Raw genomic sequence first — 20158 nt, 5'->3', positions numbered from 1 at the left:
AATGCCGCAGCACCTAAAGCTCCCCGGGGTTAACGACTCAACAATAAATTCCCGCACCGAGTCGAAAAATGCAGGATACGAAATAAAGGGATTTCAGGTCTTTTCCACTTGGCCGAACTCCAGTTCGACAGGCGTGGAGCGACCAAAAATCATGACAGACACGCGAAGACGATTCTTCTCGTAGTTGACCTCTTCCACAGAACCATTGAAGTCTGTGAATGGACCTTCCTTGACACGAACCAGCTCACCCACCATGAACTCAATCTTGTGGCGAGGCTTGTCTGTACCCTCTTGCATCTGGCTGACGATTTTCTGAACCTCATCTTCAGAAATCGGGGCAGGACGGTTTTTCGCGCCCCCCACAAAACCCGTGACTTTGCTGGTGTGCTTCACCAAGTGCCACGTGTCATCGTCCATGACCATCTCTACAAAGACGTAGCCTGGAAAGAGACGACGCTCGGTGGTCTTCTTCTGGCCATTCTTCATCTCCACCACTTCTTCCGTGGGGACCAGAATGCGACCAAACTTGTCCTGCATTCCGGCGCGACCAATCCGCTCCAAAATGTTGCGCTCAACAGCCTTCTCCATGCCCGAGTAGGCATGAACGATGTACCAGCGCAGATCAGGGTTGGATGAACCAGAAGATGCGGGCGTAGCGCCGTCCGCTGTCACCACTGCATCGCTTGTCATGACTTTCTCCATCCCAAAATGAGGTCATACAAAACCCACTCCAGAGTCTTGTCGGTGAACCAAAGAAATAGGGCCATGATGACCACAAACGCAAAAACGTATGCGGTGATTTGCAGCGTTTCCTTGCGCGTAGGCCAGACGACTTTTTTGACCTCGCGCCACGCATCGCGGGCAAACGCCACAAACTGGCGTCCTGGCTCAGAAACCAGAAATACGCCAGCTGCAGCAATCAAACCCACTAAAAGAACAGCCCACTGGGCGTAAACACCCTGTTTACCAAGCAGATAAAACCCGGCGACAGCCCCCACAACAAGAGCCGCAACAGCCGCTAGCTTTGCTTTGTCTGCACCAGTACTGACAGTTTCAACCTGTGAGGCAGCCATGTTTGTTATTTCCACTTCGTTTCACACGGCATCACACAAGACACCGAAGCCCGCCAGATCCTGGCGGGCTTTGCATGAGCCACATTCAAGTGGCAGGGGCAGTAGGAATCGAACCTACAACCTTCGGTTTTGGAGACCGACGCTCTGCCAATTGAGCTATACCCCTAAAAACACATTAAGCAATGATCTTGGCCACCACGCCAGCGCCAACGGTACGGCCACCTTCGCGGATAGCGAAGCGCAGACCTTCTTCCATGGCGATGGGGTTGATCAGCTTCACAGTGATCGACACGTTGTCACCAGGCATCACCATTTCCTTGTCGGCTGGCAGCTCGATGGCGCCAGTCACGTCCGTTGTACGGAAGTAGAACTGAGGACGGTAGTTGTTGAAGAAAGGAGTGTGGCGGCCGCCTTCGTCCTTGCTCAGCACGTACACCTCAGCGGTGAAGTGGGTGTGGGGCTTGATGGAGCCGGGCTTGCACAGCACTTGGCCGCGCTCGACTTCTTCGCGCTTGGTGCCGCGCAGCAGCAGACCCACGTTGTCGCCAGCTTGACCTTGGTCCAGCAGCTTGCGGAACATTTCCACGCCGGTGCAGGTGGTCTTCTGTGTGTCGCGGATACCCACGATTTCGATTTCTTCGCCGACCTTGATGATGCCGCGCTCGACACGACCTGTCACCACGGTACCGCGACCGGAGATGGAGAACACGTCTTCCACGGGCATCAGGAAGGCGCCGTCCACTGCGCGCTCGGGTGTGGGGATGTAGGTGTCCAGGGCTTCAGCCAGCTTCATGATGGCTTCTTCGCCCAGCTTGCCCTTGTCGCCTTCCAGAGCCATCTTGGCAGAACCGCGCACGATGGGGGTGTCGTCGCCTGGGAAGTCGTACTTGTCCAGGAGTTCGCGCACTTCCATTTCGACGAGCTCAAGCAGCTCTTCGTCATCGACCATGTCGCACTTGTTCAGGAACACGATGATGTAAGGCACGCCCACTTGGCGGGCCAGCAGGATGTGTTCACGGGTCTGGGGCATTGGGCCGTCAGCGGCGGAACACACCAAGATAGCGCCGTCCATCTGGGCAGCGCCGGTGATCATGTTCTTCACATAGTCAGCGTGGCCAGGGCAGTCCACGTGAGCGTAGTGGCGGTTGGCGGTTTCGTATTCGACGTGGGCGGTGTTGATGGTAATGCCGCGTGCTTTTTCTTCTGGAGCAGCGTCGATTTCATCGTACTTCTTGGCTTCGCCGCCAAACTTGGCGGACAGCACTGTGGCGATAGCAGCCGTCAGCGTTGTCTTGCCATGGTCCACGTGACCGATCGTGCCCACGTTCACATGGGGCTTGGTACGCTCGAATTTTCCTTTTGCCATTTTTCCGACTCCGAAAAATATCTATCTAAAACAACAGGATCTCGGCACAACCAGAACCGGACGCACCTTTAAATGGTGCCCATGGCGGGAATCGGACCCGCGACCTCTCCCTTACCAAGGGAGTGCTCTACCACTGAGCCACATGGGCAAATTTGATCATCACAGCCAGCGACGTCAAACAGATTACAACCAGACTTTTAAGTGGAGCGGGAGACGGGAATCGAACCCGCGTCATTAGCTTGGAAGGCTAGGGTTCTACCATTGAACTACTCCCGCGCAAGCCATTCGACTTTTGCGAAGCCTGCACAGCAGTCCGGCAACAAGCTCACACTTTCAAATTTGGTGGAGGGGACTGGATTCGAACCAGTGTAGGCGTAAGCCAACAGATTTACAGTCTGCCCCCTTTAGCCACTCGGGCACCCCTCCGAGGAATTTCGAATTCTAGCACGACTTTTTGAGAAATCCCAAAATTTTGCCAAGATTCAAATAAACACCATATGGCGCGGCTGGCGGGGATCGAACCCACGACCCTTGGCTTCGGAGGCCAATACTCTATCCACTGAGCTACAGCCGCGCTTGCTGGATGTTTAGCCTGTGATTATGGCACGGACCTCGCCAGCAACCATCAAAGCCCATCAACAGGTACCCGCAGACCCAGCCCCCTCAGGAACGAGTCGCTCGCGCTGACACCCACTCGCACCAGATCAAAACCCGCCCGACACAGGAGCCAGTTTTGGATCAAACCATCAAAAAGCGCATGAAGAGCCACAGCCGCCTCATGGGGTGGCATAGCCAACGCCTCGCCAGCAGACTCCTGAGCCATCGTCAGGTCCTGCGCCAATTGCGCCGTGAAAGCATCAGAGGCAGCGATGTGCCGATCTCGCGCAGCAGCCATCTCGTCCACATACTCAATTTTGAACAGCGCGATTTCAAACACGCGCCGAGCCTGCGCATTGGATGCCACGGCGCCGAGAACAAATGAAATCACCGCCCTGAGGCGAGCCACAGGATCTGCCACCGCCACACAGGAGAACTGGGCACACCCCTGCTCCAGCGGCAAAGTCACGCGATCCATCATGGCATTGAACAGGTCCACCTTGTCCCTGAAGTGCCAGTAAATGGCACCGCGCGTGGCACCTGCAGCATTCGCAATATCGCTCAGCGACGCCCGGGAGACGCCCTTTTCACAAAATACCCGCTCCGCTGCATCTATCAAGCTGTTGCGCGTAGCCGCAGCCTCTTCCTTTGTTTTGCGAACCATGTGGCCACCATCTCCGATCGGCACGGATTGTGCATAAACTCCGCTCTCAATTATACATTCACGTCTGTATGTATAATCCCGCACCGAATTCCTAGGGCATCACTACGCCCACACCATCTGCATTCAATTTGTCATGAGCCCAGCCCATGCTTTCACCTTCTTTGAAGTTGCTCAAAAGGATAAATATGCCCAGCCAGACTGACTCCAATACCGCAAAACGGCCTCAAACCTACTCCCCCTCGCTATTCGTCGGGGCCCTTGTCGTGACTGGCGTCATGGTCGCAGGCTGCAGCAAGGAACCCGCTCCCGCGGCAGGCGCAGGCGGGCAGAGACCCGCCGTCGAGGTGGGCACCGTCGTGGCGACTCCAGGGGACATCGGTCTGATGACAGAATTGCCAGGACGCGTGGAGGCCTCGCGTGTTGCGCAGGTAAGAGCACGGGCGGCGGGCATATTGCAGCAACGCCTGTTCAAGGAAGGCAGCGACGTCAAAGCAGGGCAAGCGCTCTTCCGCATTGATGAAGCCCCTTACGCGGCAGCACTGGACAGCGCCAAAGCCAATCAGGCCAAGGCAGAAGCCAACCTTGCGCAGACACAAGCGCAATTGGATCGGTACAAGCCCCTTGTCGAAGCCAATGCCATCAGCAAGCAGGACTTTGTGAATGCCGAGGCAGCCCTCAAGCAGGCGCAGGCTGACGTGGCAGCAACGAAAGCTGCGGTGCGTACAGCAGGGATCAACCTGGGATATGCCAACGTCACGGCCCCCATCTCAGGGCGGATCGGCCGGGCGCTGGTGACCGAGGGCGCGCTGGTGGGACAAGGGGAAGCCACGCCGCTCGCCGTGGTGCAGCAAATCGATCCGGTTTACGTCAACTTCACCCAGTCTGCGAATGAAATCTTGCAACTGCGTAAAGCCATGGCGAACGGGCAGTTCAAGCGGGCCGAAGGCAAGGAGGCTGCAAGCGTGAAGCTTTTGCTGAGTGATGGGAGTGAATACACCCAACCTGGGAAGCTGCTGTTTTCTGACCTGACGGTGGACGCAACCACAGGACAAATCACGCTGCGGGCAGAGGTACCCAATCCCAAGGGAGAGCTTTTGCCAGGCATGTATCTGCGGGTTCGCCTTGAGCAAGCCCAGGCAGCCAATGCCATCACCCTTCCCCAGCAGGCTGTCACGCGCACGCAGCAGGGAGACATCGTCAACGTGGTGGGAGAAGACGGCAAAGTCAGCCCCCGCCCAGTGAAGATCAGTGCAGCGCAAAACAACCGCTGGGTCGTCCGAGAGGGACTGCAGGCCGGTGAAAAGGTGATGGTTGACGGCTTTCAGAAGCTTCAGATGCTGCCCCCCGGCACGCCCGTCAAAGCGGTTCCCTGGCAAGCCCCCGGTCAGGCACCAGCCCCAGCGCCTGCAGCTGAAGCTTCCGCCCCTCAAGCCAAGCCCTGAGGGTAGAAGACCATGGCCAAGTTTTTTATTGACCGCCCCATCTTTGCATGGGTTATTTCACTGTTCATCATGGTGTTGGGGGGCGTCGCGATCACGCAGTTGCCCATTGCGCAGTACCCGCCCGTAGCGCCGCCCTCCATCGTCATCAACGCGGCTTATCCAGGAGCCTCCGCGCAGACATTGGAAGACAGCGTTCTCTCCGTCATCGAACGGGAGATGAACGGCTCCCCCGGGCTGATCTATATGGAATCGGTGGCCCAGGCCGACGGCTCCGGAAGCATCACGCTCAGCTTTCAGCCAGGCACCAACGCCGACTTGGCCCAGGTGGATGTACAAAACCGCCTGTCGCGGGCGAGCCCCAGACTGCCCTCCGCGGTAACCCAGCAAGGCGTGCGGGTCGACAAGTCGCGCTCGAACTTCTTGCTATTCACCATGCTTTCGTCCAGCGACCCCAAGACCGACACCGTCGCCTTGGGCGATTACGCATCACGTAATGTGGTGCCTGAGCTTCAGCGGCTCAGCGGTATTGGCCAGGCGCAGCTTTTCGGCACCGAACGAGCCATGCGCATCTGGATCGATCCAGCCAAGATGGAGAGCTTCAACATCTCTGCAGCAGACGTCACTGCGGCCATCCGTTCCCAAAACGCGCAGGTGGCAAGCGGCACGATTGGTGATCTGCCCAACCTCTCGGGTCAAGGCATCTCTGCCACCGTGGTGGTCAGTGGCCAGCTTTCCAACGTAGAGCAGTTTTCCAACATCATTCTGCGTGCCAACGCAGACGGCTCCACAGTGCGCATCAAGGACGTAGCCCGCGTGGAACTGGGTGGTCAGGCGTATGCCACCGCGGCCCGCCTCAACGGCAAGCCCGCCGTCGGCATTGGCGTGCAGCTGTCCCCGAGCGGTAATGCGCTGGAAGCCGCAAAGGCCGTGCGTGTGAAGATGGACGAACTGTCCAAGTATTTTCCGCAGGGCATGAGCTGGAGCATTCCTTACGACAGCTCGCGTTTTGTGGACATCTCCATCAAGCAGGTTGCCAAGACGTTGTTTGAGGCCGTAGTGCTGGTGTTCCTGGTGATGTTTCTGTTCCTGCAGAACTGGCGCTACACCGTCATCCCCACCATCGTTGTGCCGATTGCTCTGCTCGGCACCTTTGCCACGCTGCTGGCGCTGGGCTTCTCGATCAACGTGCTGACCATGTTTGGGATGGTGCTGGTCATCGGTATCGTGGTGGACGACGCGATTGTGGTGGTGGAGAACGTCGAACGCATCATGAGCGAAGAAGGGTTGTCACCGGTAGAGGCCACGCGCAAGGCCATGCGCCAGATTTCCGGCGCCATCATCGGGGTGACCGTGGTGCTGATCTCGGTGTTCGTGCCGCTCGCATTTTTCTCCGGCTCCACCGGCAACATCTATCGTCAGTTCTCGGCGGTGATGGTTGCTTCCATCGGTTTCTCCGCCTTCATGGCACTGTCGCTCACACCTGCGCTCTGTGCAACACTTCTCAAGCCCGTAGAAGCAGGCCATCACCACGAGAAGACCGGATTCTTCGGATGGTTCAACAGGCGCTTTACGACGGCAGCCAAAGGCTACGAAAGCTGGGTTGCACGCATGCTCAAACGGGCTGTGCGCTACCTCGTGATCTACGCAGCGATTGTCGGAGCCGTGGCGGTGGTTTACCTGCGACTGCCAACGTCTTTCCTCCCAGGTGAAGACCAGGGCAACATCATCGTGAACGTGCAGTTGCCACCGGGTGCAACGCAGGAGCGCACCTTGGCGGTCATGGAGCAAGTGGAAAACTTCATCCTGAAGCAACCCGAAGTGCAGAGCATGGTGGGCGTGCTGGGTTTCAGCTTCTCTGGTCAAGGCCAGAACGCTGCCCTGGCATTCGTGACGCTGAAAGACTGGAGCGAACGCCACGCCCCCGAGAGCTCGGCCCAAGCCGTGGCAGGGCGGGCATTTGGCGGCCTGTCGGGGATTCGCGACGCCTTCATCTATCCGCTCAGCCCTCCTCCCATTCCAGAACTGGGTAACGCCAGCGGATTCACCTTCCGGCTGCAAGACCGCAGCGGCGCAGGGCACGAAGCATTGGTGAATGCGCGCAACCAGCTTTTGGGCATGGCCTCGCAGAGCAAGGTCCTGACGCAGGTACGGCCTGACGGTCTGGAAGATGCGCCACAGCTGCAAATCGACATTGACCGCGATAAGGCCAATGCCTTGGGTGTGACCTTTGATGCGATCAACTCGGCACTTTCCACAGCGCTGGGTTCCAGCTACGTGAACGACTTTCCCAACCAAGGCCGTTTGCAACGCGTGGTGGTACAAGCCGATGCACCGGCACGTATGCAGCCTGATGACCTTCTGCGATTGAATGCCAGCAACGCACAGGGCAAGCCTGTGCCGATGTCTGCTTTTGCGACGACCAAATGGGTCAAGGGCGCACAACAAACCGTGCGATACAACGGTTATCCCGCCATGCGCATTTCGGGCAGCCCGGCACCGGGTTACAGCACAGGTGCTGCCATGGCCGAGATGGAAAAGCTTGCCAGCCAGTTGCCCGCGGGCTTCGGCTTTGAATGGACGGGGCAGTCCCGCGAGGAAAAGCTGGCAGGAGCGCAATCGCTGATTCTGTACAGCTTCGCGATTCTGGCGGTCTTCCTCTGCCTCGCGGCACTGTACGAGAGCTGGTCCATTCCGCTGGCCGTGATTCTGGTGGTTCCGCTGGGTGTTCTGGGCGTGCTGCTGGCCACCTTGATGCGCGGTTACGCGAACGACGTGTACTTCCAGGTGGGTCTGATCACCATCATCGGTCTGTCGGCGAAGAACGCGATTTTGATCATTGAATTTGCGAAAGACCTGCAGGCACAGGGCAAGGGAGTGATCGAGTCCGCCCTGGAAGCAGCCCACCTGCGGTTCCGTCCGATCATCATGACGTCGATGGCGTTCGGCCTCGGGGTGGTGCCTCTGGCCATTGCCAGCGGTGCTGGCTCTGCCAGCCAGCGTGCCATTGGCACTGGTGTGCTCGGCGGCATGGTGACCGGCACGGTGCTGGCGGTCTTCTTCGTCCCTGTGTTTTTTGTTGTAGTGCGCAGCATCTTCAAAGGCAGTGCACGCCAGCAGGAAATGAACCGTCGCCACGCGCAAGAAGCAGGAATTGGAACCCATGAATAAGAAACTGGCCCCCTTGACGCTGGCCGCCGCCGCTTTGATGTCGGCCTGCTCATTCATACCCACCTATGAGCGCCCTCAAGCGCCGGTGCCCGACAGCTTTCCCGGAGCAGCCTCGGCAAGCACAGCGGCACAGCCTCCACAGTGGCGTACGTATTTCTCAGAGCCCCGCCTGCAGCAGCTCATTGAGATTGCTTTGGCGAACAACCGGGACTTGCGCATTGCCAGCCTGAACGTGGAGCAGGCCCGCGCTCAATTTCAGATCCGCAGCGCGGCGGAATATCCCTCCGTGGGTCTGGCCGCCAACGCGTCCCGGGCCCCCGCCTCAGGCACCGGCAAGCTGACCAACAGTTTCAGCGTGGGGTTTGCGGTGACGGCCTGGGAGATTGACTTCTTCGGTCGCATTGCAAGCTTGAAAGAGCAGGCACTGTCCCAGTATCTCGCGACAGAAGAGGGAAGAAATGCGGCCCAGGTGAGCCTGATCAGCGCCGTAGCCAACGGTTGGCTCAACCTGCTAGCCGACGAAGAACTTCTGGAACTGTCGCGCCGCACGCTGGCCACACGCGAAGAATCCGTCCGGCTGACCAAATTGCGGCTCGACTCCGGGGCCGCATCAGAGCTGGACTTCCGCCAGGCGGAGTCCCTGGCTCAAGCGGCACGCGCCACGTTTGCACAGCAGCAGCGCCAGCGGGCGCTGGACGAGAATGCGTTGGTGCTGCTGCTGGGCCAGTCACTGCCTCCGGAAGTCAAGGCAGCACTGGCAGGCAACAATCTGGATGGTGCCCCCCTGCTTCAGCCACTGCCCCCAGGCTTGCCGTCTGACCTGCTGACGCGTCGTCCCGATATTCGCCAGGCCGAGCAGCAACTGAAAGCCGCCAATGCCAACATCGGCGCAGCCCGGGCCGCGTTCTTCCCCAGAATTTCGTTAACAGCCCAGGCAGGCACAGCCAGTGGCGAGCTTTCGGGTCTGTTCAAGAACGGATCGTGGGGCTTCACCCTTGCCCCCTCCATGCTGTTGCCGCTGTTTGATGCTGGCACCAACCAAGCCAATCTGGACAGCGCCAAGGTGTCCCGTGAACTGGCGATAGCGCAGTACGAGAAGAGCATACAGACGGCATTCAGGGAAGTGTCTGATGCGCTGGCGAGCCAAGGCACGCTGAACGAGCAGCTGGAGGCGCAAAAGCAGCAGGCCGAGTCCGAATCTGTTCGCTTCCGCCTTGCCGATCTGCGCTACAAGAACGGCGTGGCCAGCTACCTGGACCTGCTCGATGCCCAACGCTCTCTCTTCAGCACACAACAAGCTGTTGTGCAGGTTCGTCTGGGCCAACTGCAGAATCAGGTGACGCTGTTCAAGGCACTGGGAGGTGGGTGGAATGAGGAGGCAGACACGCCCTCGCGTAAACCCTGAGTGCCTTCACGTGTATAACTTGCGGGAAATCAAGTTTGCTGGCATATCGGCAACTGAGACCCGCAGATATAATTTTTGGTTAGTTCCAACAAAGCCCCCGATCCACCAGAGGACGTCATGAGCGACAACCACCACGAAGAAGCGCACACAGGCCCGATCAAGACCCCCAAGCAATTACTGATCGCGGGATTTTTCTCGTTCGTGGTGCCTATCTTTGTGATCATCGGCTTGGTGCTGTACGTGACCTCTGGCAACAAGCCTGCAGCAGGTGCGGTCAATCCCGAAAAGGCATTGGCTGAACGTATCCAGAAAGTCGGCATGGTTGAGGTGCGCGATGCCAACCGCCCCTTGCGCGCAGGCGAAGAAGTGTTTAAGGGCCAGTGCGCTGCATGCCACGCTACTGGGGCAGCAGGTGCGCCCAAATATGCCGATGCAGCGGCTTGGGGCCCTCGCATCAAGACCGGCTTTGAAGCCTTGGTGCAGTCCGCACTGAAGGGCAAGGGTGCCATGGCGCCCCAAGGTGGTGGGGATTTCAATGACACTGAAATTGCCCGGGCTGTGGTGTATATGGCCAACGCTGCAGGTGCCAAGTTCGCTGAGCCTGCAGCACCTGCCGCCGCTGGTGATGCTGCGGCAGCGCCAGCAGACGCAGGTGCCTCTGCAGCCAAGTGAAATGTGAATTTCATCCAAGCAAAAAAGCCGGTACGCGTACCGGCTTTTTTTATTGGTGCGATGAGAGATAAAGCTCGCAAAAAAAGGCTGTAGGTACAACGGCAGTTCCAGCCCCACTCCACCGCTTCGCTGCACCCGTCTAACTCAACTCGTCTTTGCTGCCGGGCTCAGCACATAGTGATACTGCGCAGGCAGTGAAGCAAAGGTAGTTTCCTCCGGCATCCAGAGGCCGCGCTCCACGGCCTCAGCGGCCAATACCATGTCCTGAGTGTGAACCACGCCCAGACCCAATGGGGACTCTATGAACAGCCGTCCATGCTCGTCCAGCCAGCAGGCACCGGCAGACGTGACTTTGCCCGTGTGAGACTCCAACTCGAAATCTGGCGATATGCGCCACACCCATGGCGCGCATTCCAGCTCCACGTACACCCGCTGGGGACCATTCTGAAAAAACCAGCGCCCGTCCCCGTCGGGTTCGTAATTGCGCCCGATAAATTCAATGAGCTTTTCGTGCCGTAGCCATGAACCCCGGCTGTGCGTGAAATCACCTGCTGCCTGGGTAGCGTCATCCCGCATGAACCAGCGGCCACGGGCATCCAACCCCAGCCACCCATAGCAGTCGGGCACGTGCGGCCACTTGGCCAGCGCTTGTTTGACGATGTCATCCATACCGCGATTGTGCGCCGCCTTGGGGCACATGGTCTGTCAGCCAACGCACTACAGCATCCGGCATGGGCTTGACATGCCCAGGCCATGGCCCTTGCGCAAAACCCACATGTCCTCCATGCCGGGGCTGGCACAAGGTCACCCAATCTCCCACTTCATTGGCCGCCGGAAGACTTGCGGCTGGCACAAACGGGTCATTCAGGGCATTGAGGACCAAAGCAGGCACTCGCACTTGTCTCAGAAGAGGTTTGGAGGAGGCACGTTGCCAATAGTCTTCCGTGCTTTTGAAGCCATGCAACGGGGCTGTAAAAACGTTATCGAAAGCGTAGAGATCACGCGCAGCCAGCAATGCGTCCCGGTCAAACAAGCCAGGGTGCTGCTCCAGTTTGCGCAGCGCTTTCGGCACCATAGTTTGCAAAAACATGCGGGTGTAAACCAAGCGGTTGAAGCCCTGCCCTATGGCATGTCCACCCGCAGCCAGATCCAGCGGCGAACATACTGCGGCAACCGCACTGACCATGCAACTCGCAGCAGTTCCCGCCTCTGCCGCCCACCGGAGCAAAGCATTTCCACCCAGAGATACTCCCACGGCGATGATGGGCCCGGTGTGCTGCTGGCGAAACCTGCTCAGAATCCAGGCAATTTCTTCGTAGTCGCCCGAGTGATAGGCGCGCGGAGCCCAATTGATTTCACCGCTGCATCCTCGGAAATGGGGAATCGCACAGGCCCAGCCTTGCGACAGGGCAGCCTCGGCCAGAGCTTCGCAGTAATGGCTTCGCGACGAGCCTTCGAGCCCGTGAAACACTACCAGCAAAGGCTGTTCAGAGCTTTGCGCAAGCGGGCCCTGCTGCAGCACAAAGTCCACATCAATGAAGTCTTGATCGGGCGTCGTCCAACGCTCCCGCTGGTAGGCTGGGGCTGGCCCATTCGTCCGCCGCGAAAAAAGCGCAGGCCAGATGGTTTGAAGCTGCCCCCCAGGCAACCACGATGGCGCTACATATTTCATAGCTGCTTCCGCTGGATCCATAAGCGTTACAACCTGTTTTAATGAATACTCCGATGGCAGTGCTTTCTGCCGACCTTCATGGAGGCAGGAGCCTAATGCAGCATGGACGGCGCTTCGGTCGCCAGTGTGTCCGTGGGGGATGCTCCTGCACTGGCATGGTGCGCCACCAGACGCCAACCTTCCGGTGTGCGGTGGTACACATTGGTGGCCAGCAGGTAGGCTGAATGCACACCGTCAGGCAGCATGACCTCCACGCGCTCCGTCACGTTATGTACGGCACTCGATACAGATTGGATGCGATGAATCTGGGAAATGGTGATCCTGAGCGTCCCTTGGGTGAACATCGCATCAAAGGCCGCACGGATGGCGGGTGCGCCGACCAGACGCCCACCACCGGGATGAACGCACACGATATCGTCCTCCTCTGCCCAGCAAGACATGAGCAAGTCGATATCGCCCCTCTGCAAGGCTTCATAAAACAGGGATTCCGTTTCGTCCGGTGAGCCGCCCAGAGGCGAGGCAGAAAGCTTGGTTCGTGGCATGGCGGTGTGTCAGGCAAGATGGGGCTTGAGGCACATGGTGGGGATTGTGGCTGGGAGTGCAACATGGGGAATGGTGCTGGACAAACAACCCTTCATCAGTCACCTTGGTCATCACCTTATCACCGACTCCCGATCACCTGGGCTCAGCAATTCAGTCCTCGGCCTTGAGGAAGCCCCGTATCGCTGTCAGCGACAGACATAAAAAAAACCCGGCACAGCCGGGTTTTCCAAAGCCTGCGTAAAGCCGGAGCCTTACTTCTTTTGGCGGTATTTGCGCAGAGCCGCAATCTGGGCAGCCATCACGGCCAACTCGGACTGAGCCTTTGCCAAATCGATATCGCTCTTCGCGTTCTTCAACGCTTCTTGCGCTGCAGCCTTGGCAGCGTTGGCCTTCTCGTCGTCCAGGTCCTTACCGCGGATGGCTGTGTCAGACAACACAGTCACGCAATTGGGCTGGACTTCCAGAATGCCACCGGCGACGAAAACGAATTCCTCACCACCGTCAGCGGTTTCGATGCGCACCGAACCGGGCTTGATACGGGTGATCAGCGGTGTGTGGCGGGGATAGATGCCCAACTCGCCAGCTTCGCCGGGCAGCGCAACAAAGCGTGCTTCGCCCGAGAAGATGGACTCTTCGGCGCTGACCACATCAACGTGGATAGTGTTCATCATTGCTCCTGAGAAAAGGTGGGTTGCTTGACTGCGAAGGCTGAGCGGTCATTGCTGACTCTCAGCCCAAGGGCAATCAGGCCACCTTCTTGGCCTTTTCAAAGGCTTCGTCGATGGTGCCGACCATGTAGAAGGCTTGCTCGGGAAGGTGATCGCACTCACCGTTCACGATCATCTTGAAACCACGGATGGTTTCTGCCAGCGGCACGTACTTGCCAGGAGAGCCTGTGAACACTTCCGCAACGTGGAATGGCTGCGACAGGAAACGCTGGATCTTACGAGCGCGGGCCACAGCCAGCTTGTCTTCGGGAGCCAGTTCGTCCATACCCAGAATCGCGATGATGTCGCGCAGTTCCTTGTAGCGCTGCAGCGTACCTTGCACCGCACGGGCCGTGGCGTAGTGGTCTTCGCCCACGACGTTGGGGTCCAGCTGGCGGCTGGTGGAGTCCAGAGGATCCACAGCGGGGTAGATACCCAGCGAAGCGATGTCACGGGACAGCACCACAGTGGAGTCCAAGTGAGCAAACGTGGTTGCTGGAGAAGGATCGGTCAAGTCATCCGCTGGCACGTAAACGGCCTGGATGGAAGTGATCGAGCCGACCTTGGTGGACGTAATACGCTCTTGCAGGCGACCCATTTCCTCAGCCAGAGTAGGTTGGTAACCCACGGCGGAAGGCATACGGCCCAGCAGCGCGGACACTTCGGTACCGGCCAGTGTGTAACGGTAGATGTTGTCCACGAAGAACAGCACATCACGGCCTTCGTCACGGAACGATTCCGCAATGGTCAGACCGGTCAGCGCCACGCGCAGACGGTTGCCTGGAGGCTCGTTCATCTGGCCGTACACCATGGCAACCTTGGAGTCTTCCAGCTTCTCCAGATTCACCACGCCGGAATCGGCCATTTCGTGATAGAAGTCGTTCCCTTCACGGGTACGCTCACCCACACCAGCAAACACCGACAGACCGCTGTGGGCCTTGGCGATGTTGTTGATGAGTTCCATCATGTTCACGGTCTTGCCCACACCGGCACCACCGAACAGACCCACCTTGCCGCCCTTGGCGAAGGGGCACACCAGGTCGATCACCTTGATGCCGGTTTCCAGCAGTTCCTGCGATGGCGACAGTTCGTCGTAAGCAGGTGCCTTGCGGTGGATGGAAGCTGTCAGCTCCTGACCCACGGGACCACGTTCGTCGATGGGAGAACCCAGCACGTCCATGATGCGGCCGAGAGTCGCCTTGCCCACGGGCACAGTGATGGGGTTGCCTGTGTTCGTGACCATCAGGCCACGGCGCAGACCATCAGAGGAACCCAGCGCAATGGTACGCACCACGCCGTCGCCCAGCTGCTGCTGCACTTCCAGCGTCAGCGCGGAACCTTCGAGCTTCAGAGCATCGTAAACCTTGGGCATCTGGTCACGAGGGAACTCCACGTCCACCACCGCGCCGATACATTGAACAATCTTGCCTTGCACTTGAGCCATTTTTCGCTCCAATAATGTTGTATGTCGAGCTGCTTACACAGCGGCGGCGCCTGCCACGATCTCGGAAAGCTCTTTCGTGATCGCTGCCTGACGCGTCTTGTTGTAGACCAGCTTCAACTCACCAATGACGCTGCCAGCGTTGTCTGTCGCGGCCTTCATGGCCACCATGCGTGCCGACTGCTCGGACGCCATGTTCTCAGCAACTGCCTGATAGATCAGCGACTCGACATAGCGCACCAGCAACTCGTCGATCACGGTTTGTGCGTCCGGTTCATAGATGTATTCCCAGCTATGTTCCGTCTTGTCGGCCTGCATCTGCTCGGAGGACAGTGGGAGCAACTGCTCCACAACCGACTCCTGCTTCATGGTGTTGATGAACTTGGTGTAGCTCAGATACACCGCATTGATCTTGCCTTCAGCGTATGCATCCAGCAGCACCTTAACCGGGCCAATCAGCTTGTCCAGATGGGGCGTATCGCCCAGACCTGTCACATGCGAAACCACCTTGGCACCCACGCGGTTCAGAAAACTGAAGCCCTTGTTGCCAATCGCCACGGTTTCCGCAGAGATGCCAGCCGCCTGCAACTCCCGCAGCTTGGTGGTCACGGCACGCAGAACGTTGGTGTTCATGCCGCCGCAAAGACCCTTGTCGGTCGTCACGACGATCACACCAGCCGCCTTCGCATCGTTCACCACCATGAAGGGGTGTGTGTACTCAGGATTGGCCTTGCCGAGGTTGGCTGCAATGTTGCGGATCTTTTCGCTGTAGGGACGAGCAGCACGCATCCGGTCCTGCGCCTTGCGCATTTTGGATGCGGCCACCATTTCCATGGCTTTGGTGATCTTCTTGGTGTTTTCCACCGATTTGATCTTGCCGCGTATTTCCTTGCCTGCTGCCATGATGGCTCCTCGTCCGGTTTAAGCGAACGTCTTCTTGAACGCAGCGATGGCAGCGGTCAATTCGGCTTCAGCATCCTTGTCCATGGCCTTGGCCTGCTCCAGCTTGGCCAGCAGAGCGCCGTGGCTGGTCTTCAGGAACTGGTGCAGGCCATGCTCGAAGCTCAGAACCTTCTTGACTTCCACGTCATCCATGAAGCCCTTGTTCACAGCGAACAGCGTTGCGCCCATCAACGAGATGGACAGAGGGCTGTACTGTGCCTGCTTGAGCAGTTCGGTCACGCGGGCACCACGGTCCAACTGCTTGCGGGTGGCTTCATCCAGATCAGAGGCGAACTGCGCGAACGCAGCCAGTTCACGATACTGCGCCAAGTCGGTACGGATACCACCGGACAGGTTCTTGATCAGCTTGGTCTGTGCAGCACCACCCACGCGGGACACCGAGATACCGGCGTTGATAGCGGGACGGATACCGGCGTTGAACAGGCTGGTTTCCAGGAAGATCTGACCGTCAGTGATCGAAATCACGTTGGTAGGCACGAAAGCAGACACGTCACCGGCTTGCGTTTCGATGATGGGCAGAGCCGTCAACGAACCCGTCTTGCCCTTGACTTCACCCTTGGTGAAAGCCTCCACGTAGTCGGCGTTCACACGGGCTGCACGCTCCAGCAGACGGCTGTGGAGGTAGAACACGTCGCCAGGATAGGCTTCGCGGCCTGGTGGACGGCGCAGCAGCAGGGAAACTTGGCGGTAGGCCACAGCTTGCTTGGACAGGTCGTCATACACGATCAGGGCGTCTTGACCACGATCGCGGAAGTATTCGCCCATCGTGCAGCCCGAGTAGGCCGACACGTATTGCATCGCAGCGGATTCAGAAGCGGAAGCAGCCACAACGATGGTGTATTCCATCGCGCCAGCTTGCTCCAGAGCGCGCACCACGTTCTTGATGGAGGACGCCTTCTGGCCGATCGCCACGTAGATACAAGTAACGCCTTGGCCCTTTTGCGAAATGATCGCATCAATGGCCACAGCGGTCTTGCCGGTCTGGCGGTCACCAATGATCAGCTCGCGCTGGCCACGGCCCACGGGCACCATGGAGTCGATGGACTTCAGACCGGTTTGGAGAGGCTGGTCCACGGACTTACGGGCGATCACGCCAGGAGCCACCTTCTCGATCACGTCGGTCAGCTTGGCGTTGATGGGGCCCTTGCCATCGATAGGCTGGCCCAGGGCGTTCACCACGCGGCCCACCAGTTCGGGGCCGACGGGCACCTCCAGAATGCGGCCTGTGCACTTGACGGTGTCGCCTTCGGAGATGTGTTCGTATTCACCCAAGATCACAGCGCCCACGGAGTCACGCTCGAGGTTCAGCGCCAGACCGAAGGAAGGTTGACCGTCCTTAGTAGCGGGGAACTCCAGCATTTCGCCCTGCATCACTTCGGACAGGCCGTGGATACGCACGATACCGTCCGACACCGACACCACGGTGCCTTGGTTACGGATGTCGCTGCTGGCGGCCAGCCCTTCAATGCGGCTCTTGATGAGTTCAGAAATTTCTGCGGGATTGAGTTGCATGACTCTTTCCTTCTTTCTTTGTTTCGCTAAGTCCTCGCAGCGCCATTACGCGACGAGGGCCGCTTTCATTTGTTCAAGACGGGCCTTGACCGAAGTGTCCAGCACTTCGTCACCCACCACTACGCGAATACCACCGATGAGGGACTCGTCCTGCTTCACGGTGAGATTGAGCTTGCGGCCGAAGCGCTTTTCCAGCACTCCACCCACATCTGCCAATGCCGCACTGTCCAGAGGAAATGCGCTGTACACGACGGCATCCGAGGAGCCGCTGCGGCGATTCACGAGGGCACGATACTGAGCAGCCACCTCACCAAGCGTGTTGATACGCCCGTTGTCGATGATGGTGCGCAGGAAGTTTTTGGCCATGTCGGGCAGCGCAGAACGCGCAACGCCCGTAAAAACGGCAAACACTTGGTCTGCCGTTACCTTGGGATTGTCCGCCAGCTGGCGAAGCTCGGGGGTGGCGGCAATCGCCGCCAGCTCGTCGAGCCAGACAGCCGTGCTGTCCAGATCAACACCCGCGCTGGCAGTGGCAGCCTTGAACAAGGCCTCTGCGTAAGGGCGAGCAATGGTGGCGAGTTCAGCCATGTTGTCCCCTTACAGCTCGGTCTTCAGGCGGTTGAGCAGGTCTGCGTGGACACCGGCATTGACTTCCTTGCGGAGAATCTGCTCGGCACCCTTGACAGCCAACGCGGCCACCTGCTCGCGCAGGGCTTCACGTGCTCGCACCGTCTGTTGCTCAGCCTCGGCCTGGGCAGCAGCCACAATCTTGTTGGCTTCTTCCGTAGCGCGGGCTTTGGCTTCTTCGATGATGGCTTGGGCACGACGGTCGGCGTCCGCAAGACGCGAGGCCGTTTCATTGCTGGCCTGGGCCAATTCCTTCTTCACCAGCTGGTCAGCAGCGGCGAGTTCGGACTTGGCACGTTCGGCAGCAGAGAGGCCATCGGCGATTTTCTGGGCTCGTTCATCCAACGCCTTGGTGATGGGCGGCCACACGAATTTCATCGTGAACCACACCAGCACAAAAAAGACGATGATCTGAAAGAACAGGGTCGCGTTGATACTCACGGCAACACCTTTCTAAGATGGCGTTGACGAAAGATTACTTTGGAACGCTGGCCAGGAACGTAGCAGCAAAGGGGTTTGCGAAAGCAAACAGCAGAGCGATAGCCACACCGATCAGGAACGCAGCGTCGATCAGACCAGCCAAGATGAACATCTTGGTTTGCAGTTCGTTGATCAGCTCAGGCTGGCGAGCAGAAGATTCCAGGAACTTGCCACCCATCAGAGCGATACCGATCGAAGCGCCGATAGCGCCGAGGCTCACAATCAGACCGCAAGCCAGAGCGACGAAGCCGAGAATGTTTTCCATGATTACTCCTGAGTGAAAAAAGAAAGGTTGAAAAGAAAAGGAACGGAAACGAAACAGAAAGGGTCAGTGGGCCTCATGCGCCTGGCCGAGATAGATCAGCGCCAGCATCATGAAAATGAACGCCTGCAAGGTAATCACCAAAATGTGGAAGATTGCCCAGAGCGAACCCGCAATGACATGCCCCACGGGGAGCAGCACACCGGGGAGAGACATTGCAGCAGCGCCACCCATCAGGGCGATCAGCAGGAACACCAACTCACCAGCGTACATGTTGCCGAACAGCCGCATGCCATGCGAAACCGCCTTGGCAACGTATTCGATGATCTGCATGGTCACGTTGATGAGACCGAGGATCACGGCAAAAAGAGGATTCTTGCTGGAACCAAAGGGAGCGCTCACCAGCTCATGCCCCCAACCGCCAGCACCCTTGATCTTGACGCTGTAGTACAGGCTCAACAGCAGAATGGAGACAGCCAAGCCCAGCGTAGTGGACAGATCGGCCGTTGGAACGGTACGCAGATAGGCGTGGTGCGGATCGTGACCCAGCGCCGCATAGATCTTGGTCCAGATGGCTGGCAGCAGATCCACAGGCAGCATGTCCATGGCGTTCATCATGAAGATCCAGACGAACACGGTCAGTGCCATGGGGCCAATGAACTTGCGGCTGTTGGCGTTCTTGATGTTGGCCTTGGTCTGGGTGTCGACCATCTCGACCAGCATTTCCACCGCAGCCTGGAAACGACCAGGAACGCCGGAAGTGGCTTTGCGGGCACCCAGCCACAAAATAAACAAACCAATGAAACCAACCACCAAAGCGGTGATCAGAGAGTCGATGTTGACCACCGAAAAGTCAACAATGGCTTTTTGGGGGATGTTCTGCAAATGCTGCAGGTGGTGAACGATATATTCACTCGCGGTCGGGGCGTGCGCTTCTGCGGCCATCGGACTACTCTTCTCTATATATCAATCGGTTTTTCTAACACCAGGCCGCACCAGCAGTGCCACCCAGTACGTTTTCATCGTGATCACCAGACCCGCGACCAGCGCGAGCCAATTCAGACCCGACACCAGCCGGGGCGCTGCAGCCAGCAGCGCAATCGTGAGCACAATCTTGGCAACTTCCCACCCAAAGAATCCCAACATGGCAAGCCCCGGGCGAGAAGCAGACTTCTGGCGCAACACACCAAAAGCAAACAACGCCGCGGGAATTACCACCGCCAAGGAACCATAGGCAGCCGACCAGCCTGCCCGGACATCCCGGGTCCACAGCCAGGCGACCAACGCCACCACCACCCCGACCAGCGCCTGCCCCACCACCACCCGCCAGGGGGAAATGGATGGGTTGCGACGCCGCCACTGCTCAGCCTCTTGGGCCGTCAGGGGCTTGAAGTCAGAATCTTCAGCCTCAGTTTCAGTCTCTGGCGCGATTGTTTTCATTATTCAATGACGTCCGCGTTACAGACCGCAACTTTCACAAAGCCTCTAATTATAAGTAAAAACCCAGAGCACCCGAAAATTTCCACACAGGTGGCACAAATGCGGTGCACTGGGTTGCCGCGTT

Annotated in this window: 19 protein-coding genes, 5 tRNA genes and 1 pseudogene; 4 read left to right on the top strand and 21 right to left on the bottom strand. The window is 58.3% G+C overall.

Annotated features, from left to right (window positions below):
• Positions 1-93: 93 nt before the first annotated feature.
• From nusG to AACH87_RS02575, 9 genes are all read right to left on the bottom strand, one after another.
• Positions 94-690 carry a transcription termination/antitermination protein NusG gene (nusG, locus tag AACH87_RS02615; protein ID WP_338797165.1) on the bottom strand — a complete coding sequence of 199 codons (597 nt, stop codon included), beginning with the start codon at positions 688-690 and terminating at the stop codon, positions 94-96.
• Entirely contained in the window at positions 687-1073 is a 387-nt protein-coding gene (gene secE, locus AACH87_RS02610; RefSeq protein ID WP_338797164.1) for a preprotein translocase subunit SecE, read from the bottom strand. Before secE ends, nusG begins: the two co-directional genes overlap by 4 nt.
• A gap of 90 nt (positions 1074-1163) precedes the next feature.
• Positions 1164-1239, bottom strand: a tRNA-Trp gene (locus AACH87_RS02605).
• A gap of 9 nt (positions 1240-1248) precedes the next feature.
• Positions 1249-2439 (bottom strand): elongation factor Tu, encoded by a 1191-nt coding sequence (gene tuf / locus AACH87_RS02600; protein ID WP_338797125.1) that lies wholly within the window; start codon positions 2437-2439, stop codon positions 1249-1251.
• A gap of 73 nt (positions 2440-2512) precedes the next feature.
• A tRNA-Thr gene (locus AACH87_RS02595) sits at positions 2513-2587 on the bottom strand.
• A gap of 54 nt (positions 2588-2641) precedes the next feature.
• Positions 2642-2715: transfer RNA gene (locus tag AACH87_RS02590), tRNA-Gly, on the bottom strand.
• 64 nt (positions 2716-2779) lie between these two features.
• A tRNA-Tyr gene (locus tag AACH87_RS02585) sits at positions 2780-2865 on the bottom strand.
• A 72-nt stretch (positions 2866-2937) separates the two neighbouring features.
• Positions 2938-3013: transfer RNA gene (locus AACH87_RS02580), tRNA-Arg, on the bottom strand.
• A gap of 51 nt (positions 3014-3064) precedes the next feature.
• On the bottom strand, positions 3065-3700 hold the full coding sequence (locus AACH87_RS02575) for a TetR family transcriptional regulator (protein WP_338798827.1): 636 nt from the start codon (positions 3698-3700) through the stop codon (positions 3065-3067).
• A 185-nt stretch (positions 3701-3885) separates the two neighbouring features.
• Here AACH87_RS02575 and AACH87_RS02570 point away from each other — a divergent pair, with 185 nt between their 5' ends.
• From AACH87_RS02570 to AACH87_RS02555, 4 genes and pseudogenes are all read left to right on the top strand, one after another.
• On the top strand, positions 3886-5142 hold the full coding sequence (locus AACH87_RS02570; protein ID WP_338797163.1) for an efflux RND transporter periplasmic adaptor subunit: 1257 nt from the start codon (positions 3886-3888) through the stop codon (positions 5140-5142).
• Between the two features lie 12 nt (positions 5143-5154).
• Positions 5155-8310 carry an efflux RND transporter permease subunit gene (locus tag AACH87_RS02565; protein ID WP_338797162.1) on the top strand — a complete coding sequence of 1052 codons (3156 nt, stop codon included), beginning with the start codon at positions 5155-5157 and terminating at the stop codon, positions 8308-8310.
• Entirely contained in the window at positions 8303-9715 is a 1413-nt protein-coding gene (locus tag AACH87_RS02560) for an efflux transporter outer membrane subunit (protein ID WP_338797160.1), read from the top strand. The genes AACH87_RS02565 and AACH87_RS02560 overlap by 8 nt, the downstream gene beginning before the upstream one ends.
• A gap of 117 nt (positions 9716-9832) precedes the next feature.
• Positions 9833-10360: pseudogene (locus AACH87_RS02555) on the top strand (c-type cytochrome); the annotation flags it as partial.
• 171 nt (positions 10361-10531) lie between these two features.
• Here AACH87_RS02555 and AACH87_RS02550 read toward each other — a convergent pair.
• The 12 genes from AACH87_RS02550 to AACH87_RS02495 all read right to left on the bottom strand — a co-directional run bounded on the left by AACH87_RS02550 (position 10532) and on the right by AACH87_RS02495 (position 20034).
• Positions 10532-11056, bottom strand: coding sequence for a DUF2946 family protein (locus tag AACH87_RS02550; protein WP_338797159.1), 525 nt, complete (start codon positions 11054-11056; stop codon positions 10532-10534).
• Positions 11049-12059 (bottom strand): alpha/beta fold hydrolase, encoded by a 1011-nt coding sequence (locus AACH87_RS02545; RefSeq protein WP_338797158.1) that lies wholly within the window; start codon positions 12057-12059, stop codon positions 11049-11051. Before AACH87_RS02545 ends, AACH87_RS02550 begins: the two co-directional genes overlap by 8 nt.
• 92 nt (positions 12060-12151) lie before the next feature.
• Complete coding sequence (locus AACH87_RS02540; protein ID WP_338797157.1) at positions 12152-12601, bottom strand: nuclear transport factor 2 family protein; 450 nt, start codon at positions 12599-12601, stop codon at positions 12152-12154.
• A 252-nt stretch (positions 12602-12853) separates the two neighbouring features.
• Entirely contained in the window at positions 12854-13270 is a 417-nt protein-coding gene (locus AACH87_RS02535) for a F0F1 ATP synthase subunit epsilon (RefSeq protein ID WP_338797155.1), read from the bottom strand.
• Positions 13271-13346: 76 nt separating this feature from the next.
• Positions 13347-14753, bottom strand: a complete 1407-nt coding sequence (atpD, locus tag AACH87_RS02530; protein ID WP_338797154.1) for a F0F1 ATP synthase subunit beta — start codon at positions 14751-14753, stop codon at positions 13347-13349.
• A gap of 33 nt (positions 14754-14786) precedes the next feature.
• Positions 14787-15653, bottom strand: a complete 867-nt coding sequence (atpG, locus tag AACH87_RS02525; RefSeq protein WP_338797153.1) for a F0F1 ATP synthase subunit gamma — start codon at positions 15651-15653, stop codon at positions 14787-14789.
• A gap of 18 nt (positions 15654-15671) precedes the next feature.
• Complete coding sequence (gene atpA / locus AACH87_RS02520) at positions 15672-17225, bottom strand: F0F1 ATP synthase subunit alpha (RefSeq protein ID WP_338797152.1); 1554 nt, start codon at positions 17223-17225, stop codon at positions 15672-15674.
• A 45-nt stretch (positions 17226-17270) separates the two neighbouring features.
• Positions 17271-17813, bottom strand: coding sequence for a F0F1 ATP synthase subunit delta (locus tag AACH87_RS02515; protein ID WP_142085464.1), 543 nt, complete (start codon positions 17811-17813; stop codon positions 17271-17273).
• A gap of 9 nt (positions 17814-17822) precedes the next feature.
• Positions 17823-18293 carry a F0F1 ATP synthase subunit B gene (locus AACH87_RS02510; RefSeq protein WP_338797151.1) on the bottom strand — a complete coding sequence of 157 codons (471 nt, stop codon included), beginning with the start codon at positions 18291-18293 and terminating at the stop codon, positions 17823-17825.
• Between the two features lie 34 nt (positions 18294-18327).
• Positions 18328-18597 (bottom strand): F0F1 ATP synthase subunit C, encoded by a 270-nt coding sequence (atpE, locus tag AACH87_RS02505; protein WP_044397394.1) that lies wholly within the window; start codon positions 18595-18597, stop codon positions 18328-18330.
• Positions 18598-18660: 63 nt separating this feature from the next.
• A complete protein-coding gene (gene atpB / locus AACH87_RS02500) occupies positions 18661-19539 on the bottom strand; it encodes a F0F1 ATP synthase subunit A (RefSeq protein WP_338797150.1) in 879 nt (292 codons plus the stop codon).
• Positions 19540-19560: 21 nt separating this feature from the next.
• Positions 19561-20034, bottom strand: coding sequence for an ATP synthase subunit I (locus tag AACH87_RS02495; RefSeq protein ID WP_338797149.1), 474 nt, complete (start codon positions 20032-20034; stop codon positions 19561-19563).
• Between the last annotated feature and the right edge of the window lie 124 nt (positions 20035-20158).

Origin of the sequence: Acidovorax sp. DW039 (assembly GCF_037101375.1) — a bacterium.
Classification (GTDB): Bacteria; Pseudomonadota; Gammaproteobacteria; order Burkholderiales; family Burkholderiaceae_C; genus Acidovorax.
The sequence above is the reverse complement of the archived record's forward strand: the minus strand, read 5'-3'. Positions and strand labels throughout refer to the sequence as shown.

Excerpts from the sequence above, each read along its gene's own strand:
- nusG (WP_338797165.1), bottom strand. The coding sequence starts at position 690 with ATGACAAGCGATGCAGTGGTGACAGCGGACGGCGCTACGCCCGCATCT.
- secE (WP_338797164.1), bottom strand. The coding sequence starts at position 1,073 with ATGGCTGCCTCACAGGTTGAAACTGTCAGTACTGGTGCAGACAAAGCA.
- tuf (WP_338797125.1), bottom strand. The coding sequence starts at position 2,439 with ATGGCAAAAGGAAAATTCGAGCGTACCAAGCCCCATGTGAACGTGGGC.
- AACH87_RS02575 (WP_338798827.1), bottom strand. The coding sequence starts at position 3,700 with ATGGTTCGCAAAACAAAGGAAGAGGCTGCGGCTACGCGCAACAGCTTG.
- AACH87_RS02570 (WP_338797163.1), top strand. The coding sequence starts at position 3,886 with ATGCCCAGCCAGACTGACTCCAATACCGCAAAACGGCCTCAAACCTAC.
- AACH87_RS02565 (WP_338797162.1), top strand. The coding sequence starts at position 5,155 with ATGGCCAAGTTTTTTATTGACCGCCCCATCTTTGCATGGGTTATTTCA.
- AACH87_RS02560 (WP_338797160.1), top strand. The coding sequence starts at position 8,303 with ATGAATAAGAAACTGGCCCCCTTGACGCTGGCCGCCGCCGCTTTGATG.
- AACH87_RS02550 (WP_338797159.1), bottom strand. The coding sequence starts at position 11,056 with ATGGATGACATCGTCAAACAAGCGCTGGCCAAGTGGCCGCACGTGCCC.
- AACH87_RS02545 (WP_338797158.1), bottom strand. The coding sequence starts at position 12,059 with ATGAAATATGTAGCGCCATCGTGGTTGCCTGGGGGGCAGCTTCAAACC.
- AACH87_RS02540 (WP_338797157.1), bottom strand. The coding sequence starts at position 12,601 with ATGCCACGAACCAAGCTTTCTGCCTCGCCTCTGGGCGGCTCACCGGAC.
- AACH87_RS02535 (WP_338797155.1), bottom strand. The coding sequence starts at position 13,270 with ATGAACACTATCCACGTTGATGTGGTCAGCGCCGAAGAGTCCATCTTC.
- atpD (WP_338797154.1), bottom strand. The coding sequence starts at position 14,753 with ATGGCTCAAGTGCAAGGCAAGATTGTTCAATGTATCGGCGCGGTGGTG.
- atpG (WP_338797153.1), bottom strand. The coding sequence starts at position 15,653 with ATGGCAGCAGGCAAGGAAATACGCGGCAAGATCAAATCGGTGGAAAAC.
- atpA (WP_338797152.1), bottom strand. The coding sequence starts at position 17,225 with ATGCAACTCAATCCCGCAGAAATTTCTGAACTCATCAAGAGCCGCATT.
- AACH87_RS02515 (WP_142085464.1), bottom strand. The coding sequence starts at position 17,813 with ATGGCTGAACTCGCCACCATTGCTCGCCCTTACGCAGAGGCCTTGTTC.
- atpE (WP_044397394.1), bottom strand. The coding sequence starts at position 18,597 with ATGGAAAACATTCTCGGCTTCGTCGCTCTGGCTTGCGGTCTGATTGTG.
- atpB (WP_338797150.1), bottom strand. The coding sequence starts at position 19,539 with ATGGCCGCAGAAGCGCACGCCCCGACCGCGAGTGAATATATCGTTCAC.
- AACH87_RS02495 (WP_338797149.1), bottom strand. The coding sequence starts at position 20,034 with ATGAAAACAATCGCGCCAGAGACTGAAACTGAGGCTGAAGATTCTGAC.